This window comes from Tenacibaculum caenipelagi (assembly GCF_004363005.1).
In the GTDB taxonomy this organism is placed as follows: domain Bacteria; phylum Bacteroidota; class Bacteroidia; order Flavobacteriales; family Flavobacteriaceae; genus Polaribacter; species Polaribacter caenipelagi.
In genome coordinates this window covers 66,930-82,425 of record NZ_SNYH01000004.1, presented here as the reverse complement: position 1 = coordinate 82,425, position 15,496 = coordinate 66,930, and the positions used below count along the sequence as shown (strand labels likewise).

Sequence of the window (15,496 nt, the reverse complement as noted above, 5' to 3'; positions counted from 1 at the left end):
AAAAATTTAAAACGTGAAAATTAAACATATATATAACATATTATGCTTCTTATTTATAGGAAACATAATAGCGCAACAAACACCAGCACCCAAGCAAACTGAAGCTTACAGTATTGAAGGTGCTACAGCACATTTAGGAAACGGAGAAGTAATTGAAAACTCCTTAATCATGTTTTCTGACGGTAAAATTAAGTTCGTAGGAAGTGCTAACATGAGAATTGCCCGTATGGGAACTGTTATTAATGCCAAAGGAAAACACGTATACCCAGGATTCATTGCAGCAAACACCTCTTTAGGTTTAGCTGAAATTGATGCTGTTCGTGCAACGAGAGACTTTGATGAAGTAGGTTCTATGCTACCACATATTCGTAGTATTATTGCCTATAATGCAGAAAGTAAAGTAGTAGAAACCATGCGTCCTAATGGAGTATTGATGGCACAAATTGCTCCACGTGGTGGTGTTATTTCAGGAACCTCTTCAGTGGTACAATTAGATGCTTGGAACTGGGAAGATGCTGCTATTAAAACTGATGATGGTATTCACATGAACTGGCCTCAAGTTTTTTCAAGAGGTCGTTGGTGGATGGGTGAAGATCCAGGATTAAAGCCTAACAAAAACTATCAAAAAAGCATTGATAAGCTTAAAGAATTTTTTGCCAACGCAAAAAGCTACTTAGCAGGTAACAAAACACCTAAAAACTTACCATACGAAGCTTTACAAGGCGTTTTAAACGGTTCGCAAAGAATGTTTGTACACGTATCAGGAGAAAAAGGAATTACTGATGCTGTAAATATTTGTAAAGAGTTAGGGGTTAAAAATATCGTTATTGTTCGTGGACAAGAGGCTGAAAAAGTTGCTGACTTATTAAAAGCGAACAATGTACCTGTTATTTTAGAACGTGCACACCGTTTACCTAATGGTGAAGATGCTGATTATGACAGACCATTTAGAGCGGCTAAGATATTAACCGATGCAGGTATTTTAGTAGGTTTAGGTATGGAAGGAGATATGGAACGTATGAGTACACGTAACTTACCTTTTTATGCAGGAACTTATGCTGCTTACGGATTGGGTAAAGAAAAAGCCTTACAATTAATTACCCAAAACAATGCTAAAATTTTAGGCGTTAATGACAAAATAGGAACCCTTGAAGTTGGTAAAGATGCTACCCTATTCATTTCTGAAGGTGATGCTTTAGATATGCGTACTAATATTTTAACAGCTGCTTTTATTCAAGGAAGAAAAATTAGCTTAGAATCACATCAAACAAAATTATGGAAACGTTATTCAGATAAATATAAAAATCAATAGAATGTTATTCTAAACAAAGAGATATCCACATCATTATCACTCCTCACTATGACAACTATTTTTACCCTCATTCCGAGGAAGTATGACGAAGGAATCTCCATAACGATTCATCTAGTCATTTCGAGCTATAGCGAGAAATCTCATTCAGGTTTCTTCTCCTATTGCACTTATGTTAGAAGTAACAACCATTTTTTCTCAAAAAGCTCGGGCAACCGAGCTTTTTTATCGCAGAGCGATAGCCAAAGATTTAATTTACTGACACTTGTTTTTAAATCATTTCTTTTCTATACCTCATAAGTTCCTCTCTAGGTAATTGATTAAGTCTATATTCGTACTTTTGCAGGGATGAAACACATTAGCAGTACACAAAACGCCTATATAAAAGAGCTTTTAAAGCTTCAAGAAAAATCACGCGAACGTAAGAAAAAAGGCCTTTTTTTAGTTGAAGGACAACGCGAAATCTCTCTGGTACTTAAAGGTGGCTATGAAATTGATACCGTATTATTTGTAACTGAATTATCTTTTGAGGAAAACTTAGAAGAAATAAAAAGTCAAACTGCTAACTGTATAGAAATAACAAAAGAGGTATATCAAAAACTAGCCTATCGTGATACTACCGAGGGTATTATTGCTGTAGTGAAAGCTAAAAACTTTGATTTAGACGCTATTGAATTCAACACCACTACTCCACTCGTATTGGTTATGGAAAGTATTGAAAAACCAGGAAACATTGGTGCTATGTTACGTACTGCCGATGCTGCTAAGGTAGATGCTGTTTTTATTGCCAACCCTAAAACGGATTTATTCAACCCTAATATCATACGTTCTAGTGTGGGTTGTGTATTTACCAATCAGATAGCTACAGGCACTTCTGAAGACATTATAGCGTACTTACAGGAGCATAACATTAATATTTACAGTGCTACCCTACAAAACTCAAACGAATACCATAAAAACGACTATACGAAAGCCACTGCTTTGGTAGTCGGTACCGAAGCTACAGGATTAACACAAATTTGGAGAGACCAAGCTACTCAGAATATCAACATCCCAATGCAAGGAGAAATAGATTCTATGAATGTATCGGTTGCCGCAGCCATCTTAACTTTTGAGGCGAAACGTCAACGTAATTTTGTACAGTAAACTTACTTATCAATATTGAAAAACATCTTTTTAACCGTACATTTTTGTACGATTTTTTATTTTGTTTTATCTTGGCTAACGCTTAACAAAAAAGAATAAAAATTGCTATAGAATTCCTTTTTTTCCAAAATAAGTAAGCTTAGCAATAAAATAAAAGAACAGTAAAGTACTCTTATAACTCCTTTTTGGTTGTATAACGATGTATTTTACATCTATATAAACAAGTTGTGCAACATAACGCAACAGTACATTAAAAATAAATGAAAGGGAAAATATTAAGTTTATTAATAATTATATCACTTGTATCATGCAATAAATATTCTCGTGAAAAATATCCTCAATTTGCTACTAAAACTGAAAGTTATAAATATGTAAACAGTTGTTATTCTGTCGAGTTTGATAACTTAAATAAAATTCCAATTGATATACAGAATCAATTTACCTCTTATCTAAAAAATAGATTAGGAATAAACAACTTTCAAAAACTGGAATTTAAGTTTGGCTATGCTCTTTCAGACAAACCAATTGAAATAGAAAGAACAAAAAGTGAGAGTGAAATTTTAGCAATTTTGGGGCAAAACAAAGAAAAATCAGATTGCGACTCAATTATTAATTTTCCTGTTTACTCAATCATTTATGAATTAAAATTACCAGAAATAGGAATTGACAAAGTCGGAATAAATTTAATGCTCGATACAAATGGAAAACCAATTAAGGATGTTGATTTTCCAAAAGCTGAATTTGCAGACAAATTGATACCAATAGATTCTGTTCACTCAGAATTAATTCGTCGAAAGATCCCATATAAAAAACTGAATATTGATTTGTGGTTTGATAAAAGAATTGAATCGTTTGTTTGGTCAACGAGTACATTAATTCGGGAAGGAAGTATATTTGGACCGAGTTGCTTTCCAGAAGTAAAATATCATTTTAAAATAAATGCAAATAATGGAGAAATTACGGAGTTTAACAATGTACAAACAAGTGATTATTTTTTCGGATCTGACAATCACTATGTAGAATAAAAATACGTTGCACAACAAGGTGTATAATTAATTGCGGCTGAATTTCCTCAGCGGAAATTCAATCTTATTAATTATCTTTCCGCTAAAACGGAAAACGACTCGCGTCTTTTCCCGCAAAAAATCATACACAAATACGTTAGGCACAAGCTGAACACAACTTTATGAATATAAAAAAATTAAAGATTTACACTTTACTAATTCACTGTTTTATAGTTATTGGAGCTGGACACGGAATTGGAATTATGGGAATCTTTGATGTTATCGGAATTATTCAAATTCCTGAAATGCTGAAAAACGGAATTGAATTTGATTTTAATGGCGGATTTGAAGATAGATTATCTTTGGTGATAATATCTTCAATTTTAGGTAAACTCATTTTAATAATAAGCTTGTTTCTCAAAAATACTCGGACAAAAAATCTAACTGGATTATTTGGACTAATACTTTTATGGATTTCAGTTTACTTATTATCTTCTGGAAATTGGAATTATGACTCTCTTTACGAAATTGCATTTTGGACAAGTACACCGTTTCTGATTTCATCAATGTTTTTGATTTTTTATATAATAAAGAATATATCCCAAAATAAAATGAACATTAAACTGACTGACTGAAAAAATGAGGAACCGAAAAAAGCCAGCTTGTAACACCGGCTATAGTTCATTACTTCTGACTTTCCTTTCGGAAAGTCCTCGCACACAAAAACGTTATATGCAATTAGACTAAATGGAAAATAACAAACTAGAAATATTATTTAAACTATTATGGGTTGGATTAACTTTGTTCACAATCTATATTTTTAGTTGGTTGTCTTTTATTTATTTGACTTTCGGAAATTTTGAAACCAATCAATACAATTCTTGGAATTTACTTATACCAAATATTTTGACAATTGGGCTGCTTATATTCTACGCAAAAGAAATATTAATTGGATATAAACCAACATCAACAGCTCGGAATCTGAAATCATTACTAATATTCTCAACTCTCATAATAATTCTGACTATAATTCAAATCCCACAATTTAAATTATTATTTGATTCTCCTAAATCAAAGTCTTGGCAAATAATTTTATCTCTCATTATAATTTTAACCTGTTACGTTGGAATTATAACAAATAGAATACTGAGAATTAAAGAATTGAAAAACAACAGTTAAAAAACAACTATATATAACAAGGTATACACAATTGCTGAGGGGTTCATAACTTATCTTTCAATATTAAAAAACATCATTTTAACCGTACATTTTTGTGCGGTTTTTTATTTTGTTTTATCTTGGCTAACGTTTAATAAAGAGAATAAAAATTGCTAAAAAACTTCCTTTTTTATTTCCTAAACAAGAAAGCTTAGCAACATAAATAAAAGAACAATAATACACTTATGCCTCCCTTTTTTGACTGTATAAGTGTAGTAAAAATGTTATATAAATAAGTTAGATTTAATAAAAATGATGAAAATTAAATTAGTATCACTATTATTATTAGTGAGTTTTTCAAATGTTATAATAGGACAAAACAACGACTTAGATAATTTTAAGAAGTTTCTTCCATATATTATTAAAGGTTTACAACAACCTAAGCCTGAAAAACAATTAGATGAGAATACTTCTGGGGTCTTTCAAAAACCTTGGGAAGTTAAAAAATTACAAGATTCAGAAATACAAGACATTGTAAAAAAAATAATTGATAATAAAAGGTTCAAAGTAAAAAAAGATTACACTGGTGAATGGAAATTAGATTTTTTCTCGAAGCTTAAAAATTTTGAATCTATCAAAGAAATATACAAAAGCAATGGGGCTTTATCCAATACGTTTGTACAAGTATCAGAAATTAAAATCCTTGATGAAGCAAATAATTCAGCTTATTTCATCAATAAAAATAAAAGTATTAAAAATAATGAATCAAAAAAATTAGAGTTTAATAGTGGGCAAATACATACAACTTTTCCAATTATAAAAGAATACTCCAACTTAAATGGAGGTATTAAAATTACACTTAAAGAATATTCAAAGATTAACTATAAAGCTTTTCAAAAAAATGATACAGATATTGAATTTAATTTAGGAGATATTAAAAATATAAAGCTTCTAAGAATAGACAAAAATAAAGCGTATTTTATACTTCCAAAAATAGTAGATAATATTGAAATAACTTCTACAAACGTTAAAAATGAAACGCATTCAAGTCAATCTAAATCAAAAATTCCAAAAAAAGTTTATGATTTTGCAACAAAAGATAATTTAACAGATGAATCTATAAATTCATTCATAAAAAACTTATCTAAACAGGACGTTTATGAAAATTATCAAATATTGATTTATGAAACTAATGGCATTATTGATAGCTTGTATATTTATTTAAAATCTAATCCAATCGATTTAGCTTCTAAAACAATCGAAATAAAGCTATAGCTAAAAATGGCTATAAGTAATTGCTTTTTCTCGCCTACTTCTGAAAATCCTCGCGGATTTTCAGTTTGATGTATACTTGCAAAGTTAAGTGCTAATCCACGCAACTACTCAAAGCCTAAACCGTTGTAAATAATAATGCAAACCAAATATTTATTAAGTAAATAAAAAATTAAAAAGTGATTTTTTAAAAAAAATCTATAATTCTAAAGCTGACCATAATATTGAGTTTGACTTTATTAATTTCTTCTTTATTTTATCCAGCATTTTACATTGTAGGAGACAACCCAAATTCTTGGTCTGAAAGTTGGCTTTTATTTTTTTTTGGTTGGACTTTTCCTTTGGGAGGTGCTTTTTTACCTTTCTTAATTTGGTGTGCAAATCCTATTTACATCTTTTCTATAATACTAACTTTAAAGGGAAAAATCAAAGGATTATATTTTAGTTTAACTGCAAGTATTCTAGGAATATCATTTTCTTTAATGGAAACAGTAATGACAAGTGAATCTGGGGGTACTTCCCGAATAAAATCCCTTGAATTAGGTTATAAGTTGTGGGTTTCAAGTCTAATTGTACTAACTATTGGAATAGGAATCAATGAATTAATTTTGAAAAGAAAATAACTTAGGTACTAAAAAATTGAAAACAACTATAAAAATTCTACTTTTCATCTTAATTTTCTCATCTTGTAAAAAAAATGTGAGAAAAATTAATCATGTAGAATTTTATTACCCAAATAAAGAAGAGTTTATTGAAAAAGACAAATACAAACTCGTAGATATAAAAACATTTGAAAATTATAATGCTTTAATAGATAGCGTTGAAAATTTGAAATACAGTTCCAAACAAACATTTCTAAAGCTTGAAGATGAAAAAGCAACCTATAATATTCTAGCTTCAACATTTTTTGGTCAAGACTACCCTCCTATTATCAAATTTAAAAACATTTTGAGCATAAGTTCAGATAGCATCCTAAAAAACTCTAAATATCCCATAGATAGTTTAAAAATTGTACTTAAAAGAGATTTGGAAAATTTTGGCAGGAATGATAGTCTTTCTGACTCACCTAAAAAATTAATTGTTTCTATCACAACTGATCTTCATAATTTGGAAAATTTAATTATTAAAATATGCTCTACTTTTAATGAAATTAAGACTACATCAACGGACTCCCTACAATTAAATTTACAATTGAATAAAAGATTGGAAATAGTACCTCCACCTCCAAAAACTCTAAAATAAAAATGTTTTACAACAATGTATAAATGCAATTACTGTGGGTTCAAGACTTACCTATCATACCTAAAACATTTCTTTTAAACTGTACATTTTTTGTGTGGTTTTTTATTTTGTTTTATCTTAGCTAGCATTGAATAAGAAAAATAAAATTGCTAAAAAACTTCCGCTTATTACCATTAATACTCTGAATAAAAGTAGTTTTAGTTTTTTTATAATGAGTTGTAGAATATTTCCAAAAGCCGAAAAAATTGAGTGGATATAAGAAAAAGCATACTAAATAGACTTAAATTAGCATATGCGCCTTTAACGGGTTACGAATTTGCTATTGTCAAAAATGACCCTTTGATAGAATCGGCAATGGAAAAAGCAAGTTTATATGTAATCGGACAAAGACCAATTATAACGTTTGAAAATGTTGTTCCTGACTCTTTTAATTATGCTTTACACTTTGAGATTCATCAAAAAGGAAATCCTAATATTCTAAAAGGAAAATTACCCTTAATACAAGAATGTGTAGATAGTAAACCAGAAGACACAATAGCCCTTGCTTTTAATTTTTTAGACAGACAAAACATTCAAGAACAGTTTCCTCTTGGAAATTTACACGGATTCTCTTTAGCTAAACAATTACCAGAATGCAGAGAATTTTTGCTTTGGTTTTCACCTGAAAAACTATTACAAAATTGGTGGAAAAAACAAATCGACTGTGAAATAGAAGGAGATTATAAATCTTTTCTAAATTACAATGTACACTATGTAGGAAAAGCGACTAAACAAAGTATTCTAAAAAGGTTAACAGGTCATAATACATTTCAAGATATACTTTCTATCGAAAACCCTATCACGTACAAAGATTTACCTGCTCACGAAATAGTTTTGTTATGTTATGAATTTCAAGACAATCTTGAATTTAGAGCATTTGGATATGATACTGACGTTAAAGAAATGACTGCAACACTAATGGGAGAAAACTTTCCAAAACAAGAAACGATTTTTCTTGATGCGGAAAAAGCGTTAATCAAAGCTATGGAACCGAATTATAATACGGAACTCTTTAAAAGCTACCCAAAAAGTAAAGATGGATTATTTAAAGACAACTACAATTATATTTCCTATTCATTTGCAGACCCAATAACCTTAAAATATTCTCAAGGGGAAATAATGGGCTCTTTAAATTATTTAGGTGGTGATAAAATAATAATTAAGGACAATAAAGAATGTTCACTGATTAAAGAACAATAAAAATGTTTTACAACAATGGCTATAATTAATTGCTTGTTCTCGCCTACTTCTGAAAATTCTCTCGGGTTTTCAGTTTGGTGTGTACTTGCAAAGTTAATCGCTAAACCACGCAACTACTCATAGTCGAGATCGTTGTGGCACATTAAAAAAAACACCGAAACATAGAAGATTAAGATGAAACAGAATAAATACGATGACAACGACTTTTTTGAAAGTTATGGAAAAATGCCACGTTCAATAGACGGTTTAAATTCGGCAGGAGAATGGTATGTTTTAAGAAAAATGTTACCTGATTTTAAAGGAAAAAATGTTCTTGACCTTGGTTGCGGATATGGTTGGCATTGTATTTATGCCAAACAGCAAGGAGCAGAAAATGTAATTGGAATTGACTTATCAAAAAAAATGATTGATAAAGCAAAAGAAAATTCCAAAGACTTGGCAATTGACTACAAGCAAATGGCAATCGAGGATATTGACTTTGATACTGAACAATTTGATGTGGTTATTAGCTCGCTTGCTTTCCATTACCTAAAAGACCTGAAAACTGTTTTTGGGAAAATTAACCGAACCTTAAAAAAAGGAGGAAGTTTTGTATTCTCAATGGAACATCCTGTTTTTACATCAAGAGCCGAACAAGATTGGTTTACAGACGAAAACGAGAATCGCCTACATTGGCCAATTGATAATTATCAAGACGAGAGTAAAAGAAAAGCCCAATTTCTTGGACACGAAGTAACTAAATATCATCGGACTTTGGAAACTATAATAAATACAGTTATTCAATCAAATTTTGATATTCAAGAAATATCCGAACCAAAACCATCGGAGGAAATTTTAAAAAAATATCCAGAAATGAAAGACGAAATGAGGAGACCAATATTTATTATAATTTCAGCAATAAAGAAATAATAAGCGAAAAAAAACGTGCCGAAATACGCCACAGCTCATATACAAACACGTTAGCAACAAGCTGAATCAAGACAATGGAAGTAATCGGAATTCAAGCATCACCTAAAAGAATTGAATTGGTAGAATTCATTCATTCGCTATTTCCTTCTAAAAATTTGATTAATTGGAAAGGAAATTTCGAAAAGACCTACATCTTTAATGGATTTGAAAATATAGAAAATGACAATTTAAACTCTGACTTTTCTTGTTTCGCACTTCAGATAGAGCCAAATGAAAGCGAATTTCCAACAAAAATAACATTATTGAGAACGGATGAAAAAAATTCTGAAGAACGCGAATTGTTTTTAGCTTTAAAGTTGTCTGAAAAATTTAATTGTAGAACTATAATAAATGGACCTGAAAAACTTGCTGACCATCCTTACTTGAGTTTAATAATTGAAAATGGAAAAATATTCAAGGCTGATGACAGCAGAACAATTTGGGGAGATGGAAATGGAACAGAAGTAAAAATTATTAAAGAAATAAAAATAGAACGACCTGACTTTGATTCGAATGGAGAATTAAAAAAGCCAATTACTAACAATGTATAGCCGTAATTACAGCAGACTCGACTACGTCCGAATCCATCGGAATTGCTAACGACAATGCTTAACCGAAAAACAAAGTAAAGTAAACCAAACCGATAACTGACAGTTATACGAGACCATTGTATATAATTACAAAAAAACATATGCCATCCCATCACTTTTAACTAAAATTGCAATGCAAAAAAGTGTTGATACCAGCAATAGATAAGGTTGGGCTTTACTTTAACTTCTGAATTAACAGAGGTAATCGCTAAAAAGAATCATGTTGCTAAAAAATGTTCTTTTAGGTGTTCGTTCCTAACAATGTCATCTAGGTAGACATTAGCTACATACTTACTAAGATATTAGTATCTAATAAATACGTATCCTTAAGGTAAATAGTTTAAAATGCAATTAATTTATATCACCCACAATTATTTCTAATAGACTCTTTTTTTGGAATACCTCAATTTTAACAGTATTTTCTACATTTAACGTATCCAAATAATCTGAAGGAGTTTTAATAATTATATTTTTTTTGTTTGAGGAAATATATAAGTCATTTATTCTAAGTGGTTTTGAATTTCCTATAAGGATATATTCAATTTCTTCAATATCAATATCGTTATTTAGAGTTTTACTAAAGACTAAAGAGCCTGACTCAACATGAGCATTAGTACTAAAATTATATTGAAAATGAATTAATCTGATACTTGAAATAATTACTATAGCTACAATTATAGTCATAATTAAAATACCCCAACGTAAAATCCAACTAGGAATTGATTCTAAAACAGCTGCTGTTTCAGGGGCTTTATTTTTTGTCAAATTATTATACTCCAAGTTCTAACTGATTTTTTATTAAATTGTAATATCTCTCTCTATTTACAACTAGTTCTTCATGGGTACCTACTTCGCTTATTTGTCCATTATTCATAACAATTATTTGATCTGCATTTTTTACAGTACTTAACCTATGTGCCACTATAACAACTGTTTTCCCTTTATAAACTTTTTCTAAATTATTAATAATTACTTTTTCATTTTCTGCATCCAGAGAGTTTGTAGCCTCATCAAAAAATAAGTAATCAGGATTCTTATATACTGCTCTTGCAATCAATAACCTTTGTTTCTGTCCTTGACTTAACCCTATTCCATATTGACCTATTTTTGTCCCATATTTTAACGGTAATTGCTCTATAAAATCATGTATGTTTGCTATTTTGCAAGCTTCAATAAGTTTTTTATGATCGATGGATTGATCGTTTACTTCATTTAAGGCTATATTATTTGCAATACTATCCGAAAAGATAAAACTATCCTGAAGTACTGCTCCGCACTTATTTCTCCAATGGCTACTATTAATACTTCCTAAATTCGTATTATTAACAAAAATTTCACCATAAGTTGGGTCATAAAATTTTAACAATAGCTTTAGTAAAGTAGTTTTCCCACTACCACTAACCCCTACAATAGCTGTAATTTTCTCTTTAGGAATTACTAAACTTACATTATTTATAACTGACTCTTTAATTCTTCCAGAATAAGAAAATTTTAATTTGTCTATTTTAATATCTTGTACTCCGGGTCTTTCAAAAGTATTCTCAAAAACTTGTTTTTCATCTTCTTTTTCATGAATTTCTATAAGTCTATCAATACTTAACTTAGCTAATTGACCTTGAAGAATAAAATTAATCAACTGACTTATGGGAGCATTCATTTGACCAATAATAAAAAGGATCGCCATCATAGACCCTAAAGTTAACTCCCCTTTAATAGTTAAATATGCTGAAAAAAAAGTGACTAAGATAATCTGGAGGTAGCTAAAAAAACGTTGCCCTCCTTCTTGAACTTGTTTTAATTTTAACTTTTTTAGAGATACATCAAATCTATTTAACTGTATTCTTTCCCATTCCCATCTTTTTTTATCTTCTATATTGTTTAGCTTTATATCCTGAATTCCAGTAATAAGTTCAAATACCTTATTTTGATCTTCAGAATTTAATGAAAAACTTTTTTGATCTAATATCCTTACTTTTTTTAGAAAATAAAATATCCAACTTAATTCTATTATGATTCCAACTAAGAAAATCATAAATATTATTTTACTAAAAACAAATAATACAGCACTAAAAACTGCTAAACTAAAAAATGAAAATACACTCTTTAATAATGAAGTAGATATAAATCGCTCTACTCTTTCATGATCTCTAATTCTTTGATTTAAATCTCCAGTTATTTTATATGTAAAAAAACTAATAGGCAACTTCATTATTTTTACAAAAAAATCCGATATAATGAAGATGTTAATCCTACTACTAACGTGTATTAATATATGAGCTCTTAAAAACTCAATTCCAACATTTAATACAAACAAAAGAATCTGGAATCCTAAAACAAATATTAAAAAACTTACATTATTATTTTTTATTCCAAAATCAATGATAGATTTTGTTATAAAAGGAAAAGCAAACTGTAATAGACTTCCTAGAAAAAAACCTAATAATAATTGTCCAACATGATATTTATAGAATAAAAAATATTTCTTTAAAAAATGAAAAGCATTAAATCTTTTTTCTGAAACTTGTTTAGTTTTGGTTTCCTTAAAAAAATCCTCGTTAGGCTCTAATAAAAGAGCTATTCCTTTTTTCTTATCTTCTACATTTTTGTCAGATAACCAACCTCTTAAAAACTCTGTCTTGGTGTATTTAGTTTTTCCAAAAGAAGGGTCAGCTACATACACATATTTTTTAGTGATTTTATATACAACTATATAATGATTCTGATTCCAATGCGCTACAAAAGGTAAAGGAGCTTTATTTTCAATTGATTCAAAGTCTGTTCTTATTATTAAAGGTTTGTAATTAAGCTTAGATGCTAAATCACTTAAAACATTTATAGACATTCCATTGTAAGAAAGGCTTTCCTTATCTAAGTCATTAAAACTCAGCTCTTTTTCATAGTGTTTACTTATTATTCTTAGGCAGGTAGGCCCACAATCTCTACTTGATATTTGATGAAAAAAAGGAAACTTATTTACAAACATTAATTATTTTTCTAATTATATGAATTTATTTTTAATTAAAGTTAATTCTCTAAAAGTCAATGAATTAATAATATCCTCGTATGGATTAATATCTAATTTTTTAAATCCATTTTCTATAAAAACAAGCCTATCTTCAGCATATTTCTTACTAAGATTTATTGGTTTTGTCTTCCAAAAATTATACAACCCATACCAAACATATATGGCTTGAACTAAATTTCTTATTGTTAATAAATTATTAGTCCATGGAGAATAAATTTTTCTCCCAAATGCTTTAGATACTTTTCTGCTAGGTTGCCATTCATTAAATATATCTATAATTGTTAATGTACCATGAATAGCCTCATGCACCATCGCATCAGCTATCACCTCATCTTCAACTGTATGTGCATTTGTTATTATTACCCTATTAATATGTCTTGAATCTGTACCAGAAGTGAATAGTTTTTCATTACGAGTTTTTTTCAACATCAATACGTTTGTATACGTATAAATAAAGTTTTTAAAACATTCATCTAGCTTATCAAAAACCCTATTCATTTTATCTGCTACGAGATCAGCTTCTTCAAAAGAATACAATATAGGTTCTAAACCTTCTGAACTGTAATGATCCTTATCTTTAGAGTTTATTAAGTTAAAATGACTAAAGAAATCTTGTGGTATTGCCGTATTTGATAAAGTAGGGTGCTCAAAAGTAGAGAAGCTTCCCGTATCACTATCATACGAAATCATAAAGGAACCGTCGGCCGACCAAAGACTTTCTCCAAATTTTTCAACATCAAATGCTCCTGTCTTTTTTGCACTCTCCGCTTCAATTAGTCTTAATAAGAAATAATTTATATTAATATTGGATAAAGTTTCATCAGACACAAATAACATACTCAAAACTTCTGGTGCCTTTATTAAACTTTTTTGCTCTAGATTTGACAAATTATTAAAATATCTCTTTACATCTGGATATCTATCTATTAATTTTATAAATTCGACCTCTACCAATTTATAAAAATTATTTTTTATTAAACCATTAAGCTCCTGAGCTTCATCTGTATAAAACATTAGAGCTTTTTCAGCCAATCTTATATCAATATTTTGTTCTTTTAATAACATAATTATTCTATTTTATTATACTCTAGTTCTTTTATCCCTGATTCTTTAACAAGACTTTCAGGTAGTTTAGATATTATTTTATTTTGAATATGTATAATCAATTTGTATAAATTAGCACAATACACACTAGGGTTATCAAATTTATTTTCACTAGAGAATCGATGCGGTAAATTACCTCCTCCACAAATATCTTTTACTACACAATCTTGACATTTTTTAGATAGTATCTTATGACTCAAATGATATGACCTTGCTAAAGGTGTATTCAAAGCTTCGTCAAAAGATGTATTTTTCACATTTGCGTCTCCCTTAGTAAAGCCGTCACCACATATTTTTAAAACATCTAAAGATTCAATATCTCCATTAGTTTCAATTACTAATGCATCAGTAGTTCTAGTACCAAACTCATCTGCTGCTACCTCAACACCTAGAACCAAGTAAATAAGACTTCTAAACATTCCTATATCTAGACGATTACTATTATCTTCAAACCACATGTCAAATAGACTAATAAGCCAATCTGCATATATAGTTTCACTGTAATCTAAGCCTAAACCTTCTGGTGGGTTATCATAATTCCCATCAGGTAAAAGAAAGTTCATCCATGTAACGTCTAACTCCTTTAAAAAGTCATACATCTCTTCAGGAGGAATTTCTACATTTACTACAGATAAAATTCCAAGTGGAATTCCTCCATAATTTTTAACTACATTAATTCCCTTTATTATGTTGTCAAATGAACCTTTATTAGAATGATCTATCCTATTTATATCATTATAAGCTTTTGGTCCATCAATACTAATACCTATCCTTATTCTTAATTTATTAAACAATTCACACCATTCTTCACTTAATAGCACTCCATTTGTTTGAATAGTGAATCTTGCTTCTGTGTCTATATCTCTGAAATTAACACCTACTTTTTCAACAAAGTATTCAAAAAACTCTTTTCCTGCCAGCAAAGGTTCTCCACCATGAAAGATAAAAGTAAACGCTTTACTTTTATGCAATACACAATGCTCTTTGGCTTTATTAATAAAAGCATCAATAATTTCTGTTGACATTTTTTTAGGTTGTAACAGGTAAGATTTATCTCCTTTGTTATATACATAACAATAGGTGCAATTCAAATTACATCTACTAGCTATTTTTAAAATAGCATACCTACATTTTAAAGTTGCTTCTATTAATTCCATGTTTTCCTGTTTAATTATATTGGGGCGATTTAAACCACCCCAATATTTTTTTAGATAAATCTTATTTAGTAAGTATTACAGGCTCAAGTTCAGCTGAACTTCTTGACCATGATGATCTAGACCATGCTGTATCATCTGTTTGACCTGCTCCTACTACGTCTAAAGCATCTACTAATTTTTCATTTTCGAATGAAGTCATTGATTTTGCTAATGCTTCGCGATCTTTTTGTGAAAATTTGATTTTCATAATTTTAAATTGTTTTGTTAATTAATTTTCCCCTAGTTAGTTTTACATCATAATA

At 29.5% G+C, this 15,496-nt stretch carries 15 protein-coding genes; 10 read left to right on the top strand and 5 right to left on the bottom strand.

What is annotated here, in order from left to right; genetic code table 11:
* Nucleotides 1-19 precede the first annotated feature (19 nt).
* From DFQ07_RS09160 to DFQ07_RS09110, 10 genes are all read left to right on the top strand, one after another.
* The gene (locus DFQ07_RS09160; protein WP_133536767.1) at nucleotides 20-1,312 is read left to right on the top strand and encodes an amidohydrolase family protein; all 1,293 of its coding nucleotides are present in this window, start codon (nucleotides 20-22) and stop codon (nucleotides 1,310-1,312) included.
* A 345-nt stretch (nucleotides 1,313-1,657) separates the two neighbouring features.
* Nucleotides 1,658-2,455, top strand: a complete 798-nt coding sequence (locus DFQ07_RS09155; RefSeq protein WP_133536080.1) for a TrmH family RNA methyltransferase — start codon at nucleotides 1,658-1,660, stop codon at nucleotides 2,453-2,455.
* A 260-nt stretch (nucleotides 2,456-2,715) separates the two neighbouring features.
* Nucleotides 2,716-3,480, top strand: coding sequence for a hypothetical protein (locus DFQ07_RS09150; protein WP_133536078.1), 765 nt, complete (start codon nucleotides 2,716-2,718; stop codon nucleotides 3,478-3,480).
* 161 nt (nucleotides 3,481-3,641) lie between these two features.
* Nucleotides 3,642-4,094: a hypothetical protein gene (locus DFQ07_RS09145; RefSeq protein ID WP_133536076.1), complete on the top strand. Its 453-nt coding sequence runs from the start codon at nucleotides 3,642-3,644 to the stop codon at nucleotides 4,092-4,094.
* Between the two features lie 835 nt (nucleotides 4,095-4,929).
* Nucleotides 4,930-5,892, top strand: coding sequence for a hypothetical protein (locus DFQ07_RS09140; protein ID WP_133536074.1), 963 nt, complete (start codon nucleotides 4,930-4,932; stop codon nucleotides 5,890-5,892).
* A 227-nt stretch (nucleotides 5,893-6,119) separates the two neighbouring features.
* Complete coding sequence (locus tag DFQ07_RS09135) at nucleotides 6,120-6,512, top strand: hypothetical protein (RefSeq protein ID WP_133536072.1); 393 nt, start codon at nucleotides 6,120-6,122, stop codon at nucleotides 6,510-6,512.
* A gap of 16 nt (nucleotides 6,513-6,528) precedes the next feature.
* Nucleotides 6,529-7,131, top strand: coding sequence for a hypothetical protein (locus DFQ07_RS09130; RefSeq protein ID WP_133536070.1), 603 nt, complete (start codon nucleotides 6,529-6,531; stop codon nucleotides 7,129-7,131).
* Between the two features lie 249 nt (nucleotides 7,132-7,380).
* A complete protein-coding gene (locus DFQ07_RS09125; RefSeq protein ID WP_133536068.1) occupies nucleotides 7,381-8,370 on the top strand; it encodes a hypothetical protein in 990 nt (329 codons plus the stop codon).
* 174 nt (nucleotides 8,371-8,544) lie between these two features.
* Nucleotides 8,545-9,279, top strand: coding sequence for a class I SAM-dependent methyltransferase (locus tag DFQ07_RS09115; RefSeq protein ID WP_133536064.1), 735 nt, complete (start codon nucleotides 8,545-8,547; stop codon nucleotides 9,277-9,279).
* A 74-nt stretch (nucleotides 9,280-9,353) separates the two neighbouring features.
* On the top strand, nucleotides 9,354-9,869 hold the full coding sequence (locus DFQ07_RS09110) for a hypothetical protein (protein WP_133536062.1): 516 nt from the start codon (nucleotides 9,354-9,356) through the stop codon (nucleotides 9,867-9,869).
* A 390-nt stretch (nucleotides 9,870-10,259) separates the two neighbouring features.
* Here DFQ07_RS09110 and DFQ07_RS09105 read toward each other — a convergent pair whose 3' ends face one another.
* The 5 genes from DFQ07_RS09105 to DFQ07_RS09085 form a co-directional block, all read right to left on the bottom strand.
* Nucleotides 10,260-10,688 carry a hypothetical protein gene (locus DFQ07_RS09105; RefSeq protein WP_133536060.1) on the bottom strand — a complete coding sequence of 143 codons (429 nt, stop codon included), beginning with the start codon at nucleotides 10,686-10,688 and terminating at the stop codon, nucleotides 10,260-10,262.
* On the bottom strand, nucleotides 10,678-12,891 hold the full coding sequence (locus DFQ07_RS09100) for a peptidase domain-containing ABC transporter (protein ID WP_133536058.1): 2,214 nt from the start codon (nucleotides 12,889-12,891) through the stop codon (nucleotides 10,678-10,680). The genes DFQ07_RS09105 and DFQ07_RS09100 overlap by 11 nt, the downstream gene beginning before the upstream one ends.
* Before the next feature lie 15 nt (nucleotides 12,892-12,906).
* Nucleotides 12,907-13,998 carry a hypothetical protein gene (locus tag DFQ07_RS09095; RefSeq protein WP_133536057.1) on the bottom strand — a complete coding sequence of 364 codons (1,092 nt, stop codon included), beginning with the start codon at nucleotides 13,996-13,998 and terminating at the stop codon, nucleotides 12,907-12,909.
* A gap of 2 nt (nucleotides 13,999-14,000) precedes the next feature.
* Nucleotides 14,001-15,194 carry a radical SAM protein gene (locus DFQ07_RS09090; protein ID WP_133536055.1) on the bottom strand — a complete coding sequence of 398 codons (1,194 nt, stop codon included), beginning with the start codon at nucleotides 15,192-15,194 and terminating at the stop codon, nucleotides 14,001-14,003.
* Between the two features lie 61 nt (nucleotides 15,195-15,255).
* Entirely contained in the window at nucleotides 15,256-15,441 is a 186-nt protein-coding gene (locus DFQ07_RS09085) for a hypothetical protein (protein ID WP_133536053.1), read from the bottom strand.
* Nucleotides 15,442-15,496 lie beyond the last annotated feature (55 nt).

Bases quoted from the DNA above. Each gene is read 5' to 3' on its own strand.
- DFQ07_RS09155 (WP_133536080.1), top strand. From the start codon at position 1,658: ATGAAACACATTAGCAGTACACAAAACGCCTATATAAAAGAGCTTTTA.
- DFQ07_RS09150 (WP_133536078.1), top strand. From the start codon at position 2,716: ATGAAAGGGAAAATATTAAGTTTATTAATAATTATATCACTTGTATCA.
- DFQ07_RS09145 (WP_133536076.1), top strand. From the start codon at position 3,642: ATGAATATAAAAAAATTAAAGATTTACACTTTACTAATTCACTGTTTT.
- DFQ07_RS09140 (WP_133536074.1), top strand. From the start codon at position 4,930: ATGATGAAAATTAAATTAGTATCACTATTATTATTAGTGAGTTTTTCA.
- DFQ07_RS09115 (WP_133536064.1), top strand. From the start codon at position 8,545: ATGAAACAGAATAAATACGATGACAACGACTTTTTTGAAAGTTATGGA.
- DFQ07_RS09110 (WP_133536062.1), top strand. From the start codon at position 9,354: ATGGAAGTAATCGGAATTCAAGCATCACCTAAAAGAATTGAATTGGTA.
- DFQ07_RS09100 (WP_133536058.1), bottom strand. From the start codon at position 12,891: ATGTTTGTAAATAAGTTTCCTTTTTTTCATCAAATATCAAGTAGAGAT.
- DFQ07_RS09095 (WP_133536057.1), bottom strand. From the start codon at position 13,998: ATGTTATTAAAAGAACAAAATATTGATATAAGATTGGCTGAAAAAGCT.
- DFQ07_RS09090 (WP_133536055.1), bottom strand. From the start codon at position 15,194: ATGGAATTAATAGAAGCAACTTTAAAATGTAGGTATGCTATTTTAAAA.
- DFQ07_RS09085 (WP_133536053.1), bottom strand. From the start codon at position 15,441: ATGAAAATCAAATTTTCACAAAAAGATCGCGAAGCATTAGCAAAATCA.